We start from the raw sequence: 20177 nt of genomic DNA, 5'->3' as shown, positions 1-20177 counted from the left end.
CCTCGTGCTCCGTATCATCGACGCCCGCTCGGGCGAGCCCACCGACGCCGTCCCGGCCCGCCGCAGCCTGGTCCGCGTCCACGCGCGCCCGCCCGGGTTCGACACCACCGGTCTGCGGGTGCTCCTCGTCGCCGACGTCCTCGTCCGCGCTCTGGAGCTCGGCGGGACCCCCGTCTGGGCGACGTCCGGCTCCGTGGCGGAGCCGGACGCGCTGCGCGCGAGTGCGGCGGCGCTCGGTATCCGGCCGTTCGAGGACCACCGCGAGGCCACGGGCGGCCTCGGCGCGACCCACACCCTCCAGGTCCTCACGCCCGGGAGCGCGGCGACGGACGCCGCGGCGTCCCCCGGTGGGACCGCGGACGATGCGGCCTCCGGGGACGTACGCGTGGGAGTCGCCCCCGTGGAACCCGGCGGCGGACCCGAGACCGGACCCGGCCTCGGCGCGGGGGCGGGCCCCGGCGCCGACACCGGAGCCCCCGACCCGACCGTCCTGCGCCTCGCCCTGCTCCAGCACCGCAGGGACGACCCCCTGCGCCTCGACGCGGCCGCCCTGGCCGATGCCGAGGACACGCTCGCGCGCTGGCGCGCCGCGGTCGCCGCCTGGGCGACCAGGCCCTCCCGGCCCGTGCCCGAGGACGTACGGCAGCGACTGCGCACCGCCTGGGAGGACGACCTGGACGTTCCCGGCGTCCTCGGCGTCCTGCGGTGGGTGGAGGAGTCCGACGTACCGGAGGGGGCCCGCTTCGAGACGTACGCCTACGCGGACCGGCTCCTCGGGCTCGAACTCACCAGGGACATCGGAGCGGCGTCGTGACACCGCGTGCGGCCGCCGGGCCGTTGCGGCGGCTCGTGGTCCTGCGGCACGCCAAGTCCGCGTGGCCCGCCGGCGTGCCCGACCACGAGCGGCCGCTCGCGCCGCGCGGCCGTCGTGACGCCCCGGCCGCCGGGCGGGCGCTCGCAGGCGCCGACTGGCTGCCCGACCTCGCGCTGTGCTCCACCGCCGTCCGCGCGCGACAGACCTGGGAACTGGCCGCCGAACAGTGGGGCACCCCGCCTCCCGTACGGTTCGACCGGCGCCTGTACGGGGCGGACGCACCCGAGCTGCTGGCGGCCGTCCGGGAAGTCCCGGAGCGCGTCAGGACGTTGCTGCTGATCGGGCACAACCCGGGGGTCGAGGACCTCATCCTCGACCTCGCCGGGGACGGCCTGGACGACACCCTGGACCAGGTGCGCACGAAGTTCCCGACCTCGGCCGTCGCCGTCCTGGCCTGGCACGGCGGGAGCTGGCAGGAGCTCGCGCCCTCCTTGGCACTGCTCACCGACGTGACGGTGCCGAGGGGGAAGAAGTCGTGACGGCGCCGGGGAGGAAATCGCGGTCCTGAGGCCGCGGGCGGGGGCCGAATCGCGGTCCTGAGACCGCGGGCGGGGGCCGGCACGAGCCCCTCGGACGTGACACTGCCGACACCCGTCGCAGCGGTCACCAAGGGCGGCCCGGCCCGGAGGCGGGAGAAGGGCGTGCGGGGCGGGAGGCGGCGTACGGCACGCGCGCGTGCAGCGCATACGCTGGCCCGATGCAGGACGAGTACCGCACAGTGGCCCGCGCGGGTGTGCACGAGACCGAGATCAATCGCTCCCGTTTCCTGTGCGCCCTCGCCCCGGCCGCCACCGAGCAGGAGGCCCAGGACTTCGTCGCCGCGGTCCGCAAGGAGCACGCCGACGCCACGCACAACTGCTACGCGTACGTGATCGGCGCCGACGCGGCCGTGCAGAAGGCGAGCGACGACGGCGAACCGGGAGGCACCGCCGGGGTCCCCATGCTCCAGATGCTGCTGCGCCGCGACATGCGGTACGTCGTGGCCGTCGTCACCCGCTACTACGGCGGGGTCAAGCTGGGCGCGGGCGGACTCATCAGGGCCTACGGCGGCTCGGTGGGTGAGGCCCTGGACACGCTCGGGACCATCACGCGCCGCAGGTTCCGGCTCGCCACCGTGACCGTGGACCACCAGCGGGCCGGCAAGGTGCAGAACGACCTGCGCTCCGCCGGGCGCGAGGTGCGCGACGTGCGGTACGGCGAGGTGGTCACCATCGAGATCGGGCTGCCGGACGCCGACGTGGAGGCCTTCCGCGCCTGGCTGGCGGACGCGACGTCCGGGGCGGCGGAACTCGAACTCGGGGGAGAGGCGTACGGGGACGCGTGACGGACCGAGCGGACACCCCACCGCCGAGACGGCGGACGGGGGACACGGGAGTAGCCGCCCGTGATGTCCGACCCGCCCGTTAGTCTCGGGGATCATGAGGCTCCTGCACACTTCCGACTGGCATCTCGGCCGGGCGTTCCACCGGGTGAACATGCTCGGCGCCCAGGCCGAGTTCATCGCCCATCTCGTCACGACCGCGCGCGAGCGCGGCGTCGACGCGGTGGTCGTGTCGGGGGACGTGTACGACCGGGCGGTGCCGCCCCTCGCCGCCGTCGAACTCTTCGACGACGCCCTGCACCGGCTGGCCGACCTCGGTGTGCCCACGGTGATGATCTCCGGGAACCACGACTCGGCCCGCCGGCTCGGAGTCGGCGCCGGACTCATCGGCCGGGCCGGCATCCACCTACGGACCGAGCCCTCGGCGTGCGGCACCCCCGTCGTCCTCGCCGACCAGCACGGCGACGTGGCCTTCTACGGCCTGCCGTACCTCGAACCGGCCCTCGTGAAGGACGAGTTCGGGGTGGACAAGCCGGGACACGAGACGGTGCTGGCCGCCGCCATGGAGCGGGTCCGCGCCGACCTCGCCGCCCGCCCGCCCGGCACCCGCTCCGTGGTCCTCGCCCACGCCTTCGTCACCGGCGGCGAGCCCAGCGACAGCGAGCGGGACATCACCGTCGGCGGCGTCGCCTCCGTGCCCGCCGGAATCTTCGACGGCGTGGACTACACCGCGCTCGGACACCTGCACGGCAGCCAGACCATCACCGAGCGCGTGCGCTACTCGGGCTCCCCGCTTCCGTACTCCTTCTCGGAGGCCGACCACCGTAAGACGATGTGGCTGGTCGACCTGGGTGCCGACGGCTCCGTCGAAGCGGAGCGGATCGACTGCCCAGTACCCCGCGCCCTCGCCCGCGTCCGGGGCCGCCTGGACGACCTCCTCGCCGATCCGGAGCTGGCGCGCCACGAGGAGGCATGGGTCGAGGCGACCCTCACCGACCCGGTCCGCCCGGCCGATCCCATGGCCCGGCTGTCCGAGCGCTTCCCGCACACCCTCAGCCTCGCCTTCGACCCGGAGCGCGCCCCCGAGGAACCCGACACCTCCTACGCCCGGCGGCTGGCGGGCCGCAGCGAGGAGCAGATCGCGGAGGACTTCGTGGCCCATGTACGCGGTGCGGGCCCCGACCCGCACGAGCAGGCCGTGCTGAGCGACGCCTTCGACGCCGTCCGCGCCGACGAGGCCGTGCGGGAGGTCGCCCGGTGAGACTGCACCGCCTCGACATCACCGCGTTCGGACCCTTCGGCGCACCCCAGACGGTCGACTTCGACGAGCTGTCCGCCGCCGGACTCTTCCTGCTCCACGGACCGACCGGCGCCGGCAAGACCTCCGTCCTGGACTCCGTGTGCTACGCGCTGTACGGCGCGGTGCCGGGCGCCCGCCAGACGGGCCAAGGCCTCGGTCTGCGCAGCGACCACGCGGCACCCGGTACCCGCACCGAGATCCGCCTCGACCTCACCGTCGCCGGACGCCGGCTGGAGATCACCCGGCAGCCGCCCTGGGAGCGGCCCAAGAAGCGCGGCACGGGCACGACCACCGAGAAGGCCCAGAGCTGGCTGCGCGAGTACGACGCGTCGGCGGGCTCCTGGAAGGACCTCAGCCGCTCTCACCAGGAGATCGGTGAGGAGATCACCCAGCTGCTCGGCATGAGCCGCGAGCAGTTCTGCCAGGTCGTGCTGCTGCCCCAGGGCGACTTCGCGCGCTTCCTGCGGGCCGACGCCGAGGCCCGCGGAAAGCTGCTCGGCCGCCTCTTCGACACCCACCGCTTCGCCGAGGTCGAAAAGCGCCTCGCCGAGCGGCGCCGCACCACCGAGGCCGAAGTGCGGGCGGGGGACGCCGAGTTGCTGGCCGACGCGCACCGCATGCAACAGGAGGCCGGGAGCGGCGTCGAGATCGCCCTGCCCGAGCTGAAGCCCGGTGAACCGGGCCTCGCGGAGTCCGTCCTGGCCTGGGCGGCCGTCGCCCGCAGCACCGCCCGCGAGCGCCTCACGATCGCTCACTGCGCACGCACCGCCGCCGAATCCGCGCACGCCGCCGCGGACCGCGAGCTCGACGACGTACGTGAAGTGGACCGACTCCGGCGCCGGTTCACCGCGGCTCGGGAGCGTGCCACGCGTCTGGAGGAGCGCACAGACGCCCACCAGGAGGCCCAGGCGCGCATGCAGCGCGCCCGCAAGGCCGAGGCGGTGGCTCCGGCGCTCGACCTGCGCGACCTCGCCGGGACCGAGCACCGGCGCGCGGCGGCCGAAGAGGCACGCGCGCGTGCCGGTCTGCCGCAGACGTTCGCCGACGCCGGGGCGCCCGGACTCGCCACCGCCGCCCGCAAGGCGGCCGAGGAGCTCGGCGGCCTGGAATCCGCGCGCCGGGCCGAACGGCGCCTGGCCGAACTGACCACGGAGCGCGCCTCCTTGGACCGCCAGGAGCGCGTCGACGAGGACGTCCTCCAGGAGACCGAAGTCTGGCTCGCCGCGTGGGAGGACACCCGCGCCGGCATCGAGTCGGACATCGAGACCGCACAGGACGCGGCGACACGCGCCGAGCAGCTCGCCGTCCAGCGCGAACCGGCCCTCAGGCGGCTCGACGCGGCCCGGCAGAGGGACCAGTTCGCACGCGACACGGACGCCGCACACGAGCGGGCCCTCGCCGCGCGCGAGCGGGCCACCGAAGCGCGCGCCCACTGGCTCGACCTGAAGGAACAGCGGCTCAAGGGCATCGCCGCGGAACTCGCCGCGGGCCTCGTCGACGGTCAGCCCTGCGCCGTCTGCGGCGGCACCGAACACCCGGCACCGGCAGAGAAGATCGACGGACACGTCGACCGCGAGACCGAGGAACGGGCCCTCGCCGGATTCCAGAGCGCCGACGAGGAGCGCGCCGAAGCGGAGCGACGGCTCGGCGTCGTGCGCGAGGCGCTGGCCGCCGCGACCGCCGAGGCGGGCGACACCCCCACCGCGCGCCTGGCCGAGGAGACCGAGGAGCTGGAGCACCGGCACGCCGAGGCCCGCTCCGCCGCCTCCGGCCTGCACGCGGCGCGTGAGGCGCGGGAGCAGGCGGAGCGCGAGTACAGGCGGCGGACGGACGCCCAGCAGGAAGCCGCCCGCCGTGTCGCCTCGCGCGCCTCCCTCCGCGAGGCACTGGACCGCGAGAAGGCCGGCCTCGAAGGGGAGTTGACGCAGGCACGCGGCGACGCGGGCAGCGTGTCCGCGCGCGCCGCACAGCTGGAGCGGCAGGTCGCGCTGCTGACGGAGGCCGCGGACGCCGTCCGCGCCGCCGAGGACACCGCCCAGCGGCTCAAGGAGGCCGACGCCCGGCTCGCCGACGCGGCGTTCCGTGCCGGGTTCGACACCCCGCGGGCGGCCGCCGCCGCGCTGCTCGACGACGCCGCCCACCGGGAACTGCAACGGAGGCTCGACGCCTGGCAGTCGGAAGAGGCGGCCGTACGCGCGGTGCTCGCCGAGGCCGACACGGTGCACGCCGCCCAGCGGCCGCCCGCCGACCTGCCCGCCGCGGAGCGGGCCGCCGAGTCCGCCGCCCGCCGCCTGCGGGACGCGGCCTCCGCACAGGACGCCGCCGCCCGGCGCTGCGCCGGGCTGGACGCCCTGTCCGGGCGCGCCGACAGAGGCGTACGCCGGCTGGCCCCGCTGCGCGAGGAGTACGACCGCGTCGCCCGCATGGCCGGCCTCGCGGCGGGCACGTCGGCGGACAATGAACGCAAGATGCGCCTGGAGTCGTACGTCCTCGCCGCGCGCCTGGAACAGGTGGCCGCCGCGGCGACGGCGCGCCTGCACCGCATGTCCTCCGGGCGCTACACGCTCGTGCACTCCGCCGACCGTGCCGGCCGTGGCCGCAGCGGACTCGGCCTGCATGTCGTCGACGCCTGGACCGGACGCGAGCGGGACACGGCGACGCTGTCCGGCGGCGAGACGTTCTTCGCCTCGCTGGCGCTGGCCCTCGGCCTCGCGGACGTCGTCACCGACGAGGCGGGGGGCGTGCGGCTCGACACCCTCTTCATCGACGAGGGCTTCGGCAGTCTCGACGACCAGACCCTCGACGAGGTCCTCGACGTCCTCGACTCGTTGCGGGAGCGCGATCGCAGCGTCGGCATCGTCAGCCACGTCGCCGATCTGCGGCGGCGTGTGCACGCCCAACTGGAAGTGGTGAAGGGGAGGACAGGCTCGGTCGTACGGCAGAGGGGCGCCGTCGACTGACACGGCGCACCGCTGCCCTGTCGTTCGGCGGCCCGCCGGTACCGACGGATGGCCGGGTGCCCCTCGGCCCGCCCCTCGCATGCCGGCGCGACCCGGCCCCCGTGTGTCAGGCGCGCCGGCCGCCGGACGTCTCGCCACCCGGCCGCCCGGCGCGGCGGACTCAGTGGCTGAGGGGCCGCCGGGGAAGCGGGGAGGAGTAGACGACGCTGGTCGTCACCGAGCCCAGGGCGCCGATCCTGCCCGACACCTCCTCCAGGTGGCTCATCGAGCGTGCGGCGACCTTGATGACGAAGCAGTCGTCGCCGGTGACGTGATGCGCCTCCAGGATCTCGGGCGTCGCCGCGACGAGGTCGTGGAACGGCTTGTAGTTGCCATGGGGATACCTGAGCCGGACGAACGCGAGGATGGGCAGGCCGAGGCTCTCCGGATCGACGACGGCCGCGTAGCCCCGGATGACGCCGGCTTCCTCCAGGCGGCGCACCCGCTCGGTGACCGCGCTCGCGGACATGGAGACGGCGCGGGCGAGCTCGGCGAAACTCGCCCGCCCCTCCCGCTGGAGGACATCGAGGATGCGCCAGTCGGTGGCGTCCGGGGAATACGCGGTCATGTGCGATGGATAGCAGGCGAATCCCCGGCCGATCAAGAGAGAGGCCGTGGATCGTCACTTCAGGAAGTGGATCACCGACCGTAGATTTCTGGTCAGAACGTTCCGCTCGGCCGGGTGCGCAGGAAGCACCGGGCCGCCGGACGCGCGGAGGGTGCGCGCATCCGGCGCCGGCCGGCGGGACCCGGGAGGGAAGGCCAGACCATGACCGCGACCGCCGCCACCAGCACCACCGTCACCACCGCCACCGGCAGCGTGACGACGACGCAGCCCGAGGCGGGCACCACGACCACCGGGACCACGACCGGCGCGACCGCGACCGGGTCGGCGGGTGCGAACCCCGTCCTGCGGGTCGCGCCCGCGTCCCCGGCCGCTGCCGCCGCCTACTTCGGCGCGAGCCTCGCCTTCCACGCCGACGTGTCCGACGTCGCCGCCGCCCTGGCCGAGGGTGGCGACGCCGGCTTCGTCGTCCTCGACTCCCGTTCCACCGAGTCGTGGGACCAGGGCCACATCCCCGGCGCCGTCCACCTGCCCACCGCGCTCATCCCCGAACAGGCCGAGCAGATCCTCGACAAGTCGGTTCCGGTCGTGACCTATTGCTGGGGCCCCGGCTGCAACGGCGCCACCCGCGCGGCTCTCGCCCTCGCCCAACTCGGCTTCCAGGTCAAGGAGATGCTCGGCGGCTTCGAGTACTGGGCCCGTGAGGGCTTCGAGTTCGAGACCTGGGACGGCCGGGAGCGGCGCGCGGCGGACCCGCTGACCGCACCGGTCGGCACGGACGACTGCGGCTGCTGATCCGCTCGTATCGGACAGGGTGGGGGACACCGAACACCCCTGCGGTCCCGGGCGTGTAGCTTCTGCGCATGGCCAGATACGCGGACCCAGGTGCGGTCGATTGGGTGGAGTCGGGCGGCGGACCCCTCATAGCGATCCCGGAGGTCGTGCTGCCGTTCTGGTCGGGGGCGGACGGCGACGACATGTCCTCCGACTACGACCGGGCATGTGACGTGGAAGGGTTCATCGGCCTCGTGCCGGTCGGGGACACCAGGGCCCTCGTCCTCGGCGACCAGCCCGCCTCCACGGCATACCTCCCCGAGTACGCCACCTTCGTACGGTGGTGCGCCGCCGAGTCCGAGCAGGAGCTCCTCTCCGGTGTACCTGCCGCGCTGGCCGGGGCCGCGTGGGAGCCGGAGGTGCAGTGGAAGGTGCCGGGGCCGGTGGTCCTCTTCGACGCGGCCTGGCCCGGCACCGCCTCCGAGCGCACCGACCATCTGCGGGTCGCTCTCGAACCCGGCCGGTACGCGGTGCGCGCCGCCTACGCGGAGCCGGGCCCCGAGACCTGGCTCGGATTGGTGCAGCTGCGTCGGCTGACGCACTGAGCGGCCGGGCGGGTACCGGTCCCGGCCGCTCCGTACGCGCGGCTCAGAGCCGGGACAGCTCGTCCACCAGGTCGTCCAGGCCCAGCGAACCCTGGGACAGGGCCGCCATGTGCCAGGCCTTCGCGTCGAACGCGTCGCCGTGGCGCTTCTTCGCGTTCTCCCGGCCCAGCAGCCACGCACGCTCGCCGAGCTTGTAGCCGATGGCCTGGCCGGGGATGGTGAGGTAGCGGGTCAGCTCGCTCTCCACGAAGTCGGCCGGGCGGCTGCTGTGCGCGTCGAAGAACTCCTGCGCCAGGTCGGGTGTCCACCGCTCGCCGGGGTGGAAGGGCGAGTCGGCCGGGATCTCCAGCTCCAGGTGCATGCCGATGTCGACGATGACCCGGGCGGCGCGCATCATCTGCGCGTCGAGGTACCCGAGCCGCTGCTCGGCGTCGGTGAGGAAGCCCAGCTCGTCCATCAGCCGCTCCGAGTAGAGCGCCCAGCCCTCGCAGTTGGCGCTGACCTGGCCGACGGTGGCCTGGTAACGGGAGAGGTCGTCGACCACGTACACCCACTGGGCGAGCTGGAGGTGATGGCCGGGCACCCCCTCGTGGTACCAGGTCGAGACCAGGTCGTAGACGGGGAAGCGGGTCTGCCCCATGGTCGGCAGCCACGTCCGTCCGGGGCGGGAGAAGTCCTGCGACGGCGCGGTGTAGTACGGTGCCGCGGCGCCACCGGGCGGTGCGATGCGGGACTCCACCTTCCGTACCGGTTCCGCGAGTTCGAAGTGCGTGCCGTCCAGGGCCTCGATCGCCTCGTCCATGAGGCCCTGGAGCCAGGTCCGCACCTCGTCGACGCCTTCGATGTGCCTGCCGTGCTCGTCGAGGTGCGCGAGCGCCACCCAAGGGGTCGCGGCGCCGGGCAGGATCTTCTCGGCCTCGGACTTCATCTCGCCGAGCAGCCGGTGGTACTCGGCCCAGCCGTAGGCGTACGCCTCGTCCAGGTCGAGATCCGTGCCGTTGAAGTAGCGGGCCAGCCGCGCGTACCGCTCACGGCCCACCGTGTCGGGCGCGCCCTCGATCGTGGGCGCGTACACGTCGCGCATCCAGTCCCGCAGCGCGACGATCGCCTCGGTGGCGGCGCGGGCGGCGGTGTCGAGTTCCTCCCGCAGCGCGTCCGGGCCCGCCGACGCGAAGTCCTCGAACCAGCCGAGGCCCTGCCCGTCGGTGTCCGACCACTCGGTGAGCTGCCCGATGAAGGTCGCTGTCGGGCGCGGGCCCGCGTACAGCTTGCGGTCCAGGCCGAGGGCGAGGGACTCGCGGTATCCCACCAGGGCCGCCGGCACGGCGCGCAGCCGCTCGGCGATGACCGCCCAGTCCTCCTCCGTGTCGGCCGGCGTCAGGGTGAAGACCTCGCGCACAGTGTGCGGCGCCGTGTGCAGGTTGCCGACCGCGCGCAGGCCCTCGCCGGCGTCGTGGACGGCGAGTTGGGCGGTGAGCCGCTCGCGCAGCAGCCGGGCACACCGGCGCTCCATGTCACTGTCCGCCCCGGGCAGCCGCTCGGCGTCGTCGAGCCGTGCGAGCGTCGCCCGTGCGAGCTCCGCGACCGCCTCCTGGCCGGCGGGCGAGGTGTCGGGGAGCTTGCCGTGACTCTCCTTCACACCGAGGTACGTTCCGAGGACCGGGTCGAGGGCGATGAGTTCGTCGACATAGGTGTCGGCGACCTCGCGGGGCAGCGGGCTCTTCGTCTGTGACATGCGGACATCCTCATATGAGGACGGGTGTCGCGTCAGCCCGGTATCCGGCTCTTGTGCCGGATCAGCCGGCCCCCGCCGTCGGCCTGGCGGGCTGCTCGGGCACCGGGGTCCTGCCGGACCGCACGGACGGTTCCGCGGACGGCTGGCCCGTGTGCGCGTCCCGGCGGGGAGGCAGCAGCGGACCGCAGTCCCACTGCTGGAAGATCAACCGGGTCTCTACCCGCGCCACTTCGCGCTGCGAGGTGAACTCGTCGAGCACCAGGCGCTGCAGATCCGCCATGTCCGCCACCGCGACATGGACGAGATAGTCGTCGGGACCGGTGAGATGGAAGACCGTGCGGGACTCCGGAAGCGCTCTTATCCGGTCCACGAAGGGCCCCACAAGCTCCCGTCGATGCGGCCTGACCTGCACGGACAGCAACGCTTCGAGACCCCTGCCCAGCTTCGCCGGGTCCAGCCGCAGCTGATGGCCGAGAATCACCCCCGCACGGCGCAGCCGGGTCACCCGGTCCAGGCAGGTCGAGGGCGCGACACCGACCTGTGCGGCGAGGTCGCGGTACGTCGTCCGGGCGTCGTTCTGCAACAGCCGCAGCAGATGAAGATCCACCGGATCGAGTACGACGGAATCGGCCATGGCGCGAACGTAACACGGGATGTGGCGCTCACGGTCCGTTCGGTGTTCAGGCTTCGCGGCATGGACTCCGTTGTGTACGACGCATATGACGCATATGGCACTCGCGACGCCCGGGACGACCTGAACGGAACCCGTCAGGTGTCCGCCGCGCCCCTGGTCCGGGCGCTCGCCACCGAGGCCGTGCACGCCGGGCGGGACGATCTCGCCGCCCAGGGACTTCACGCCGCGCCCATCGATCTGTCGACGACCTACCCCTCGTACGACAGCCGGGGCGAGGCCGCCCGCATCGACGCGTTCGCCGCGGACGGCGCCGAACCGGACGGTCCGCCCGTCTACGCACGGCTCGGCAATCCGACCGTCGCCCGTTTCGAGACCGCGCTCGCCCGGCTCGAAGGCACCGAGAGCGCGGTCGCCTTCGCCAGTGGCATGGCCGCGCTGAGCGCCGTCCTGCTGGTCAGGAACGCGATGGGCCTGCGGCACGTCGTCGCCGTACGCCCGCTGTACGGATGCAGCGACCACCTGCTGACGGCGGGTCTGCTGGGCAGCGAGGTCACCTGGGTCGATCCGGCGGGCATCGCCGACGCACTGCGGCCGGACACCGGTCTGGTGATGGTCGAGTCGCCGGCCAACCCGACGCTCGCCGAGGTGGACCTCAGGGCCGTCGCGCACGCCTGCGGCTCCGTGCCGTTGCTCGCGGACAACACGTTCGCCACCCCCGTGCTGCAGCGTCCCGCCGAACACGGCGCGCGCCTGATCCTGCACAGCGCGACCAAGTACCTCGGCGGCCACGGTGACGTGATGGCCGGCGTGGTGGCCTGCGACGAGGAGTTCGCCCGACGGCTGCGCCAGGTGAGGTTCGCGACCGGTGGTGTCCTGCATCCGCTGGCCGGATATCTGCTGCTGCGCGGCCTGTCCACGCTTCCCGTACGCGTGCGGGCCGCGTCCTCGAACGCCGCCGAACTCGCCCGGCGCCTCGCCGCCGATCCGCGCGTCGCCCGCGTCCACTACCCGCACATCGGCGGTGCCATGATCGCGTTCGAGGTCCACGGGGACCCGCACGACGTGATCGCCGGGGTCCGTCTGGTCACCCCGGCCGTGAGCCTCGGCAGCGTGGACAGCCTGATCCAGCACCCGGCCTCGATCAGCCACCGCATCGTGCCCGAGCAGGACCGCCACGACGCCGGCGTCAGCGACCGGCTGCTGCGGATGTCGGTCGGCCTGGAGGACGTCGACGACCTCTGGGCCGACCTCGACGCGGCGTTGGGGAACACGGTGCCCGTGGCGTAGGGGAGCGGCACGCCGGGGGTGGGAGCGGGGGAGGAGCCGGGCCGGTCCGAGTGACGGCGGACGCCCGGCTCGACCTCGCCGTCCGGACCCACGGGGGGCCGGACGGCGAGGCGTCCGTACGGGACACGGTCAGTCGCGCGCGACGCGCTCCCCGCGCTGCTCTTCGCCCTGCGGCAGCCGCGCCGGGCCGGCCGGCTCCAGGCGGGCCGTGATGACCAGGGTGCCCTCCTCGATCTGGTAGTCGAGGGGGAGACCGAGGCCGCGCATGGCGGCGACCATGCCGGTGTTGGAGGCCTGCGTCACGACGTACACGCTCTCGCAGCCGGCCTCGACGGCCAGGGCCACCAGTCGGCCGAGCAGCTCGCTGCCGATGCCGCGCCGCTGCCAGTCGTCCTCGACGAGGAGCGCGATCTCCGTCTCGTCCCCGTCCCAGAGGAGGTGTCCGAGCCCGACGATGCGGCCCGACGCGGTCTGCACTGCCAGGGTGCGACCGAAGCGCGGGCTGAGCAGGTGGGTGAGGTAGCGGTCCGCGTCGCCCACCGGGCCGTGGTACCGCATGCTCAGCGTCCGCGCGGAGCAGCGCTCGTGCATCGCCTTGGCCGCCTCGACGTCGGACCCGTCGGCCCGTCGCACGGTGATGGCGTTGCCTTCGGGCAGCGTCAGTACGTCCTGGCTGCGCGGAATCCGCGGACCGAGCCGCGCGTCCAGCTCCACCAGCGCCCTCGCCCGCGCGAACTCGGTCGGCGTGAACGGCAGATACGGCCGCTCCACCGTGATCACACCGCCCTCCGGGGCCCGCAGCCGCATGACGGTGCCCTCCAGGGCACCCTCCACGGGCGCGCCCTCCTCCACCCGTCCGGAGACCGGCGACTTGCCGGGCAGCGACCGGATGGTGCAGCGGCCGAGCAACTGCCGGAGAGCGAGGGGGAGTTCGGCGGCGTCGAGTGCTGTGCGAGTGGCCAGGCCGAGCACCCGGGTCGGAGCGTCCACCAGGTCGTGGGCGTCGGCGCGCTCGATCCACGTCCCGGCACCGCCCGCCCGGGACACGGCCCGGGTGATCTCGGCGGCGTCCAGGTCCGCGGGGGCGCGCAGCAGGAACTCGTCCACGGTGCCCTTCGCCAGCGGATGCGTCTGCAGGCTCAGGATGTCGACCCGCTGCCCGGCCAGTGCCGTGCACAGCGCCGCCAGCGAACCCGGCGCGTCCTGCACCGTCGTACGCATCCGCCACAGCACGGTCTCCCCGGCGGTGGTCTGCGGGGTCGCGGCGGGCTCTCCGGAGCGCCCGGCCCGTCGCCCGTGGGCGCCGGGCCGGGCGCCGGTATCGTCCGCCGGCGGGGCGTGGCCGTGGCGCCGTGCCCACCAGATGTGGAAGCCGGCCGTGGCGACCAGGATCACCGCCGAGATCACGAGCAGGGCAGGGCCGTCGGGCCCGTGCCCGATCAGGTTGGCGACGGCGTCGGCGACGGCCACGGCCGTGAACAGGGCGGCGAGTTCGACGACGTCCCGCCGCCAGTGGTGTATGGGGCGCCCGTGCTTCGCACGGGTCACATCAGACATGTCAGGAGTCATACAGCCACTGTGAAGGAACGGTGTTGCGTGATCACGAACGCTTTGTGACTGATCGGTTAAGTGTCGTTCTGCCCCTTTTGCAGTTCTTTTTAAGGGTCCTTTGCTCGGCCCGGACCGCTCGTGTTCCGCACTGGTCACGAGACTCGTCAGAAGCGGTGCGTCCCCCTCGGGTCATGCCGCCGACGGGCCGGGCCTACGTCAGGCGGCTGCCTCCTGTGTCAGCGCGATCCGTAGGCGGCGGGCCTGGGTGACCAGCCGCGACGAGCCGCGCCGCCCGGCGGCCCGGGCGAGATGTGCCAGATCGCCGCGTGCCCCCGACCGCTCGGCGCAGTCCGCGGCGACCTCCAGCAGGTCCCCGAGCCCGCGGGTGGCACTGCCGCCCGTACCGTCCGTCGCGAGGTCGGCCAGCAGGATCGGCAGCGCGTCACGGAGCACCGACCAAACGGTGGCGTACGCGCCGGTCGCCGCCGCGGTGCGTATCGACTCGGCGAGCCGCAGCGGCTTCACACAACCGCGGCGCACCAACTGGCCGAGATCGGCACCGAGCCGCTCCGCGTCGAGCTGACCGCGCGCAGCCAGGACCAGCAGGGCGTCCACGGCGCACAGCCGGTCCTCCGGGTCGCGCGCCGCCAGCCCGTACGCCACGCACAGGTGCAGGGCCTCGCCCGCCTCGCCGTCGGCCTCGGCCAGCAGGGGCAGAATCGCGGCCTCCTTCCGGCTGTCGTCCACGGCGGCCGAGGCGAGGTCGCCGAGCACGCGGGCCGCCACCATCTCCCGGCGGCCGGGCAGCACCGCCGACCAGTGCTGCCGCTCCGCCCGGTCCCAGTGCGGGCAGTACGTGCGGTTCTTGAAGACGGACTGCGGACGTCCCAGCCGCCGGAACTCCGGCGGGAACTGTCCCTGTATCTCGTCGAGTTCGCCCATCTCCAGCAGGATGCGGGCGCCCGCGGTCCGCCGGCGGCTCAGCGGGAGACGCGGGCCCTGCGCGGTGAGCCACTGGGCCAGCCGGTACCCCTCGGGTGTGCCGAGCGCCCGTGCTCGTGCCGCCGCGGCCGCCGGCGCCCCGTCGCCGTCCCGCCGGACACGCAGCAGTGCCTGGGCGAAGTCCGCCGCTCCCGCCCGGGCGTCGAGCCGCCGGTACTCGGCCAGGCGTGCCACCAGTTCGTCCGGCTCCAGCAGCCCCGTCGACCAGCTGGGGGTGGCCAGCAGGAACGGCAGCGGATCGGTACGGATCCGATGGGCCACCTCCCACAGACGCGCGTCGAAGACACGGGACAGGGCACGGTGCGGGCAGTCGCCCCTGTCCGGCCTCTGCTGCACCGCCGCGTGGAGCGTGGCCGTCCGCACCCGCCCGAGCAACGCCGCGAGGAGGACCTCCAGGCCGTGGGGCGACTCCCGGAAGTACCGGTCCACCTGCGTGTCGGAGACGTCGGCGTCCACCCACCAGCGCCGTGCGACGGCGGGACGCAGGGCCTCCAGCAGCGCCTCCCGATCGTCGTGCGCATGCCGGACCAGACCGTCCAACGCGCGCTCGAACGTGGCGACGTCGCCGCCCGACGCCAGCAGGGCGCCGACCTCCTCGGCCACCTCCACCGCCGATCCCGGCGCCGGCGCGAGCCGTGGGCGCTCCGGCACAGGCGGCAGCACCTCCGCGTGGACCACCGGCGCGGAATCCACCACACCGGCGCCCAGCAGCCGCTCCGCCCGGGCACGTGGCCCGGGACTCAACTCCGCCGCCAGTTCGGCGATCCGCTCACGGGCACCGTCCGCTCCGTCCAGCCGGGCGAAGTGCCGCTCCACGAGCTTGAGCGCGCGCTCCTGCACCTCCGTGTCCTGGTGCCCGAACGCCTGCGCCACCGCCGGCAGGAGGTCGGGCGCGCTCGACGGATCACGCTTGAGCACCTTGCCCAACAGGATGAGCTGGGCCCGGACGAGCTTCTTCTCCGGCCGGAACAGCACCCCCGAGGTCATCTCGGCGAGCAGCCGGAGCGCCGGCTCGCCGTCCAGGACGAGGGAAGCCAGTACGGACTGGGCGTGCCAAGCCACCGGCGACGCCGCGTCGCAGGCCAGTGCCGTCCAGTCCGCCGACCGCTCCCGCTCCTCGTCCCGCGTCAGGTCGAGGCAGGTCAACAGGCGCAGGAACAGCCGCTGGTCGGCGGCCGCGCCACCGCGCAGCAGCCGGGCCACACAGGCGTCCACCATGACCTTGCGGTCGAGGGCGCCTTCCCGGGTGAGCCGCGCGAGTGCGCTGTACCAGCTGTCCGGACCGTCACCGAACAGCCACCCGACCCGGCCGGTCACCTCCAGGGACTCGAAGAGCGCGGCGACCATGACCGGCAGGTGCGGCTCCCGGCGGAGGCGCTCGACCACGGTGTCGCCTTGGTGCCACGCGCTTCCGATGTGCTCGAACCAGCCCGTCACATGCGCGTCGGTCGTCGGCGTCTCGCAGCCCGACAGCCGCACCAGGCCCGCCGTCAACGCGTACGGCACCCGGGAGGTGACCGGCCGCTGCGCGAGTCGGTGGGCCACGCCGCTGAGCCATTCGGGCTCACGGTCGCCCAGGACGTGCAGGAGCACGCCGGGGGAGGCCTGGGACCAGCGCATGTCGGCCGCCGCGATCCAGGTGGCCGCCCCAGCGGCGCCCGTGTGGCATGCCGCGCCGGCCGCGTGCAGCGCGGGATAGGCCTTGCGGGACGGGGCGCTCCACGGAGCGCCCCGCAACTCCTTGCGCAGCTCCTTCAACGCGGGCAGGCACGCCCGTCGTTCGGCATCCGTCATCCCGTCCAGGAGGCCGGTGACCTCGATCGTCTGCCCCGCCCGTACCGCTGTGACCAGTGCCTCGCGACTCATCGCACACCCCCGTCGATCCGCGTCTCCCGCTGCCCCGTCGTGCTTCCCCGCCGCACCATGCGCACCGCCAGCGCGTGCTTGCACGGTCCGCGTCCTCCCCGGTATCTGGCCCACCACAGGCAGGAGCAGCTCAGCGTCCCCGCGTCGTCGCGCACTCGGTGGACGTGGCCGTCCTCGGCGGTCACCGTGCCGAGCGTGCCGTCCAGGGCGACCGCACCCGCGGCGACCAGGGCCCGGGCCGACCGCAGCCTCGGATTGTGGCGCTCCACCCGCTCGGCGTCGTACGGCAGCTCGCGGTGGAAGTACGCCGCCTCCGCAGTGTCGTACCCCACGCGGCCCGAGGTGCCGAGGCGGACCAGGGCGGCGCGCACCCGCTCGGCCGGCAGGCCGGAGGCGACGGCGAGGTCTCCCACGTCGACGCGCGGCTCCCAGGCCAGCAGCACGGCGATCAACTCCGCGTCCTCGGCGGCCTCGTCGGTCGCGAGGGCGTCCAGCACCCCGCCCTCCCCGGAGAACCCGCGAGCGGAGTCGGGCGACAGCGTCAGCGTCAGGCGCATCCCCGGCAGGACGACCTCCCAGGCCGCGGCGGTGGTCTCGCCGGTCACCGGAGGGCCGTACACCCGCAGCGCCGACGCGTGGCGCAGCACCCGCTGGAGGGCGATCAGACGGTCCGGACCGGGCAGGCACACCGCCCCCGGCACCGGGCGGGTCGTGGGCCGCAGGCCGCGCCCCGTCGGCACCACCCAATGGGCTCCACGCGACGCGCCGCGCGCGGTGCCGCGCGGCAGCGAGCGCAGGAAACGCACTGCCTCGGCCGCCGGCAGATCGGCCCGCAGGTCGAAACCGGCCGCTGTCACCTGGGCCTCGGCGAACCCCCGCAACCAGCGGTCCGGCAGCGGCACCTTCTTCTCGACGACGGGGCCGTCCAGCGTGGTCACCGTCATGTCGTCGGGGCCGACCCGCAGGTGCAGCGGATCGTCCGTGCCGATGCGGGAAAGCGCCTCGCGCAGCGGGTTGTTGACGTCGACATTGGTCGTGCCGTGGCCGACCTCGCCGCCGTCGAGACCCGGGGTCAGGACGTCCAGGCGCGCGTACACACCGCCGCAGCCGGAGAAGGACTCGAAGCGGAGCCGGTCGCCGTTGCCCGTGACCACCGGGTCCAGGGACGCGCTCAACTGCCGCTGGTAGTAGCGGGCCGCGGCGACGTCGGCCACCGCCAGAAGCCCGGCCGCTGCGACCTGAGGGGAGGTCAGGAAGCCCGCGAAGAAGCGCGGGTGGGCCTCGATCCCCGTGGGCGTCGCGCCCTGCGAGGTCTCAAGTCCCAGCCGCTGTCCGCCCGGTGCGGACTCCAGCGCGGAGGGTCGGGTGTAGGCCACGGCCTGGAAAGATCGCGTCATGGAAAAACCGTAGAGGTGACCACTGACAATCGGCTCTGACCTGCGCGTACTTGCGGACGGTCCGGACTGGGCCGCGCCGAGCGACCACCGCCGCGCCGAGCCGTACCGCGCCCTGACCCACGCCGTGCCGGGCCGAGCCACCCGGCGAGGGCCGAGGTGAGTCACGCCGCGCCGCGCCGGGCCGCGCCGGGCCGAGTGAGCCGCGCGGCCCTGCCGCACCGAGCTGAGCCGAGTCGACCTGAGTCGAGTCGACCTGAGCCGAGTCGACCTGAGCCGCGCCGAGCTGAGCCGAGTCGACCTGAGCCGCGCCGAGTCGGTCCGCACGGCAGGCAGGCGGGCCGCGCACCGGGGGATGACTCCGGTGCGCGGCCCACCCGCTCGAGGGTACGGGAGCCGCGAGACCTTACTGGCCCACGCGCCCCGGCTGGAGCACCTGCGTGAACAGCACGGTCCCGTCCTGCTCCCGCAACCGCACCGTGAGCTCGCCGCTGTCTCCGTCGATGTCGACCTCGCCGAAGAACTGGTATCCGCCCGCGGGCGAGACGTTCGACGCGGTCGGTGCCTTCACGAACACCCGCTCCGGTCCGAACGTGCCGTCCAGCGCGCTCGCCGGGAAGGCTCCGGCGTTGAGAGGCCCGGACACGAACTCCCAGAACGGCTCGAAGTCGGTGAAGGCGGCCCGCGAGGGCTGGTAGTGCTGCGCCGAGGTGTGGTGCACATCGGCGGTCAGCCAGACGGTACCGGTGATCCGCCGGTGCTTGACGAACCGCAGCAGCTCCGCGATCTGCAACTCGCGTCCGAGGGGCGCGCCGGGGTCGCCCTGTGCCACGGCCTCGATGTTCGGCTTCCCCTCGGTCGTGTCCGGCACGACCAGGCCGAGCGGCATGTCGGAGGCGATCACCTTCCACACCGCGCGCGACCGCGACAGCTCGCGCTTGAGCCACTCCAGCTGCTCGGCGCCGAGGATGCCCTGCGGGTCGGTGGTCTGGGTGTCGGGGGAGTTGGCGTTGCGGTAGGTCCTCATGTCGAGCACGAAGACGTCCAGAAGCGGGCCGTGGCGCATGACCCGGTACACGCGGCCGTCCTTGTCGCCCGGCCGCAGTGTGGAGAGCGGGAAGTACTCGCTGAAGGCGCGACGGGCACGAGCGGCCAGCACGTCGACGCTCTTCTCCGTGTAGCGCGTGTCCGAGGCCGCGATCACCTCGCCGGGGTACCAGTTGTTGCGCACCTCGTGGTCGTCCCACTGGATGATCGACGGCACCTGGGCGTTGAAGCGCTTCAGGTTCTCGTCCAGCAGGTTGTAGCGGAAGTTGCCGCGGAACTCGGCCAGCGACTCGGCGACCTTGGACTTCTCCTCGGTCGTGATGTTCCGCCAGGTGCTGCCGTCGGGGAGCGTCGCGGTCGCCGCGATCGGTCCGTCGGCGTAGATGTTGTCGCCGCTGCACAGGAAGAAGTCCGGATCGAGCCGGGCCATGGCGTCGTAGATGCGGTAGCCGCCGATGTCGGGGTTGATGCCCCAGCCCTGTCCCGCCAGGTCGCCCGACCACAGGAAGCGCACGCCACGCCGCCGTCCGGCGGGCGTCGTGCGGAAGGTGCCGGTCACCGGTTCGCCGGTGCGCCGCGGGTCGTCGGGGTCCGCGAGCAGGACGCGGTAGTGGATCTGCTCGCCGGCGGGCAGCCCGCGCAGCCTGGTGGTCCCCGTGAAGTCCGTGTCCGCGCCGAGCAGCGGCCCCTGCCATCTGCGGGAACGGCGGAACGACTCGGTCGCCGACGTCTCGACGATCATCCGCGCGGGGCGGTCGGAGCGGACCCACACGAGGCCGGAGTCGGCGGTCACGTCGCCCGCCTGGACGCCCCACCCCGCCTTGGGCCGTCCGGACAGGGCGAACGCCGGTGCCGAGCCGAGCGCGGTGGGCAGGGCGAGCGCCGCGGACGCGGCGAGGGAGCCGCGCAGCACGCTGCGACGACCGGGGAAGTGGCTTGGCGGACGGTGCGACATGAATGCGCCTCCTGGGACGGATCCGGCCGGTGTGCAGTGCCACAACTACTGGTGCGCCGCAGCGCACACGGAAACCACAAGTGAACAACTGGCCCCAGGGGCAGGGGAACCGCCGTTCCGGGCATGCGGACACCGGTGGGCATCGAGGCACGGGACAGGACCTCCAGGGCCCCGGTCGCGGGCGGCGGGTCCGTGTGCTCCAGGGCCCCGGTCGCGGGCGGAGGGTCCGTGCGCTCCAGCGCGCCGAGGTGGGTGTGCTCGTGCGCGG

The 20177-nt window shown here is 73.8% G+C and carries 15 protein-coding genes and 1 pseudogene; 9 read left to right on the top strand and 7 right to left on the bottom strand.

The features are described from left to right. Positions 1 to 4: 4 nt before the first annotated feature. From BKI49_RS04325 to BKI49_RS04305, 5 genes are all read left to right on the top strand, one after another. Positions 5 to 814: a hypothetical protein gene (locus BKI49_RS04325; RefSeq protein WP_095932850.1), complete on the top strand. Its 810-nt coding sequence runs from the start codon at positions 5 to 7 to the stop codon at positions 812 to 814. Further along, positions 811 to 1353: a SixA phosphatase family protein gene (locus tag BKI49_RS04320; RefSeq protein WP_095932849.1), complete on the top strand. Its 543-nt coding sequence runs from the start codon at positions 811 to 813 to the stop codon at positions 1351 to 1353. Before BKI49_RS04325 ends, BKI49_RS04320 begins: the two co-directional genes overlap by 4 nt. A gap of 218 nt (positions 1354 to 1571) precedes the next feature. Continuing rightward, positions 1572 to 2198, top strand: coding sequence for a YigZ family protein (locus tag BKI49_RS04315; RefSeq protein WP_095932848.1), 627 nt, complete (start codon positions 1572 to 1574; stop codon positions 2196 to 2198). A gap of 94 nt (positions 2199 to 2292) precedes the next feature. Further along, entirely contained in the window at positions 2293 to 3456 is a 1164-nt protein-coding gene (locus BKI49_RS04310) for an exonuclease SbcCD subunit D (RefSeq protein ID WP_095932847.1), read from the top strand. Further along, on the top strand, positions 3453 to 6455 hold the full coding sequence (locus tag BKI49_RS04305; RefSeq protein WP_095932846.1) for an AAA family ATPase: 3003 nt from the start codon (positions 3453 to 3455) through the stop codon (positions 6453 to 6455). The genes BKI49_RS04310 and BKI49_RS04305 overlap by 4 nt, the downstream gene beginning before the upstream one ends. A 160-nt stretch (positions 6456 to 6615) precedes the next feature. Here the strand turns inward: BKI49_RS04305 and BKI49_RS04300 are convergent, their stop codons facing one another. After that, positions 6616 to 7062 (bottom strand): Lrp/AsnC family transcriptional regulator, encoded by a 447-nt coding sequence (locus tag BKI49_RS04300; protein WP_095932845.1) that lies wholly within the window; start codon positions 7060 to 7062, stop codon positions 6616 to 6618. 201 nt (positions 7063 to 7263) lie between these two features. Here BKI49_RS04300 and BKI49_RS04295 point away from each other — a divergent pair, with 201 nt between their 5' ends. Both BKI49_RS04295 and BKI49_RS04290 read left to right on the top strand, forming a co-directional pair. Next, positions 7264 to 7854 (top strand): rhodanese-like domain-containing protein, encoded by a 591-nt coding sequence (locus BKI49_RS04295; RefSeq protein ID WP_095932844.1) that lies wholly within the window; start codon positions 7264 to 7266, stop codon positions 7852 to 7854. A 68-nt stretch (positions 7855 to 7922) separates the two neighbouring features. Continuing rightward, positions 7923 to 8438, top strand: a complete 516-nt coding sequence (locus BKI49_RS04290) for an immunity 21 family protein (RefSeq protein ID WP_095932843.1) — start codon at positions 7923 to 7925, stop codon at positions 8436 to 8438. 43 nt (positions 8439 to 8481) lie between these two features. On the opposite strand, the gene BKI49_RS04285 is transcribed toward BKI49_RS04290, so the two are convergent. Together BKI49_RS04285 and BKI49_RS04280 are read right to left on the bottom strand one after the other, a co-directional pair. After that, positions 8482 to 10173: a DUF885 domain-containing protein gene (locus BKI49_RS04285; protein WP_095932842.1), complete on the bottom strand. Its 1692-nt coding sequence runs from the start codon at positions 10171 to 10173 to the stop codon at positions 8482 to 8484. A 61-nt stretch (positions 10174 to 10234) separates the two neighbouring features. Continuing rightward, on the bottom strand, positions 10235 to 10807 hold the full coding sequence (locus BKI49_RS04280) for an Lrp/AsnC family transcriptional regulator (RefSeq protein ID WP_257004613.1): 573 nt from the start codon (positions 10805 to 10807) through the stop codon (positions 10235 to 10237). Between the two features lie 60 nt (positions 10808 to 10867). Between BKI49_RS04280 and BKI49_RS04275 the strand changes: the two genes are divergently transcribed. Beyond that, on the top strand, positions 10868 to 12094 hold the full coding sequence (locus BKI49_RS04275; protein ID WP_373557518.1) for a trans-sulfuration enzyme family protein: 1227 nt from the start codon (positions 10868 to 10870) through the stop codon (positions 12092 to 12094). A 129-nt stretch (positions 12095 to 12223) separates the two neighbouring features. Here BKI49_RS04275 and BKI49_RS04270 read toward each other — a convergent pair whose 3' ends face one another. The 3 genes from BKI49_RS04270 to BKI49_RS04260 all read right to left on the bottom strand — a co-directional run bounded on the left by BKI49_RS04270 (position 12224) and on the right by BKI49_RS04260 (position 17910). Next, positions 12224 to 13663: a GNAT family N-acetyltransferase gene (locus BKI49_RS04270; RefSeq protein ID WP_095932841.1), complete on the bottom strand. Its 1440-nt coding sequence runs from the start codon at positions 13661 to 13663 to the stop codon at positions 12224 to 12226. A 198-nt stretch (positions 13664 to 13861) separates the two neighbouring features. After that, on the bottom strand, positions 13862 to 16513 hold the full coding sequence (locus BKI49_RS04265) for a DUF7824 domain-containing protein (protein WP_095932840.1): 2652 nt from the start codon (positions 16511 to 16513) through the stop codon (positions 13862 to 13864). Beyond that, positions 16510 to 17910, bottom strand: a complete 1401-nt coding sequence (locus BKI49_RS04260) for an SWIM zinc finger family protein (RefSeq protein WP_095932839.1) — start codon at positions 17908 to 17910, stop codon at positions 16510 to 16512. Before BKI49_RS04260 ends, BKI49_RS04265 begins: the two co-directional genes overlap by 4 nt. A gap of 223 nt (positions 17911 to 18133) precedes the next feature. On the opposite strand from BKI49_RS04260, the pseudogene BKI49_RS36290 reads away from it, so the two are divergent. Continuing rightward, positions 18134 to 18208: pseudogene (locus BKI49_RS36290) on the top strand (pentapeptide repeat-containing protein); the annotation flags it as partial. Positions 18209 to 18313: 105 nt separating this feature from the next. Here the strand turns inward: BKI49_RS36290 and BKI49_RS04250 are convergent. Then, the gene (locus BKI49_RS04250) at positions 18314 to 19909 is read right to left on the bottom strand and encodes an alkaline phosphatase D family protein (RefSeq protein ID WP_095932838.1); all 1596 of its coding nucleotides are present in this window, start codon (positions 19907 to 19909) and stop codon (positions 18314 to 18316) included. Positions 19910 to 20177: the final 268 nt, after the last annotated feature.

Source organism: Streptomyces sp. Tue6028, from assembly GCF_002300165.1.
Classification (GTDB): domain Bacteria; phylum Actinomycetota; class Actinomycetes; order Streptomycetales; family Streptomycetaceae; genus Streptomyces; species Streptomyces siamensis.
Note: the sequence above shows the minus strand (reverse complement) of the source record. Positions and strands in the feature narration are given on the sequence as shown.

What these genes read in the sequence shown, in the direction of transcription:
- BKI49_RS04315 (WP_095932848.1), top strand. Translation starts at nt 1,572, where the DNA reads ATGCAGGACGAGTACCGCACAGTGGCCCGCGCGGGTGTGCACGAGACC.
- BKI49_RS04310 (WP_095932847.1), top strand. Translation starts at nt 2,293, where the DNA reads ATGAGGCTCCTGCACACTTCCGACTGGCATCTCGGCCGGGCGTTCCAC.
- BKI49_RS04300 (WP_095932845.1), bottom strand. Translation starts at nt 7,062, where the DNA reads ATGACCGCGTATTCCCCGGACGCCACCGACTGGCGCATCCTCGATGTC.
- BKI49_RS04295 (WP_095932844.1), top strand. Translation starts at nt 7,264, where the DNA reads ATGACCGCGACCGCCGCCACCAGCACCACCGTCACCACCGCCACCGGC.
- BKI49_RS04290 (WP_095932843.1), top strand. Translation starts at nt 7,923, where the DNA reads ATGGCCAGATACGCGGACCCAGGTGCGGTCGATTGGGTGGAGTCGGGC.
- BKI49_RS04285 (WP_095932842.1), bottom strand. Translation starts at nt 10,173, where the DNA reads ATGTCACAGACGAAGAGCCCGCTGCCCCGCGAGGTCGCCGACACCTAT.
- BKI49_RS04280 (WP_257004613.1), bottom strand. Translation starts at nt 10,807, where the DNA reads ATGGCCGATTCCGTCGTACTCGATCCGGTGGATCTTCATCTGCTGCGG.
- BKI49_RS04275 (WP_373557518.1), top strand. Translation starts at nt 10,868, where the DNA reads ATGGACTCCGTTGTGTACGACGCATATGACGCATATGGCACTCGCGAC.
- BKI49_RS04270 (WP_095932841.1), bottom strand. Translation starts at nt 13,663, where the DNA reads ATGACTCCTGACATGTCTGATGTGACCCGTGCGAAGCACGGGCGCCCC.
- BKI49_RS04265 (WP_095932840.1), bottom strand. Translation starts at nt 16,513, where the DNA reads ATGAGTCGCGAGGCACTGGTCACAGCGGTACGGGCGGGGCAGACGATC.
- BKI49_RS04260 (WP_095932839.1), bottom strand. Translation starts at nt 17,910, where the DNA reads ATGACGCGATCTTTCCAGGCCGTGGCCTACACCCGACCCTCCGCGCTG.
- BKI49_RS04250 (WP_095932838.1), bottom strand. Translation starts at nt 19,909, where the DNA reads ATGTCGCACCGTCCGCCAAGCCACTTCCCCGGTCGTCGCAGCGTGCTG.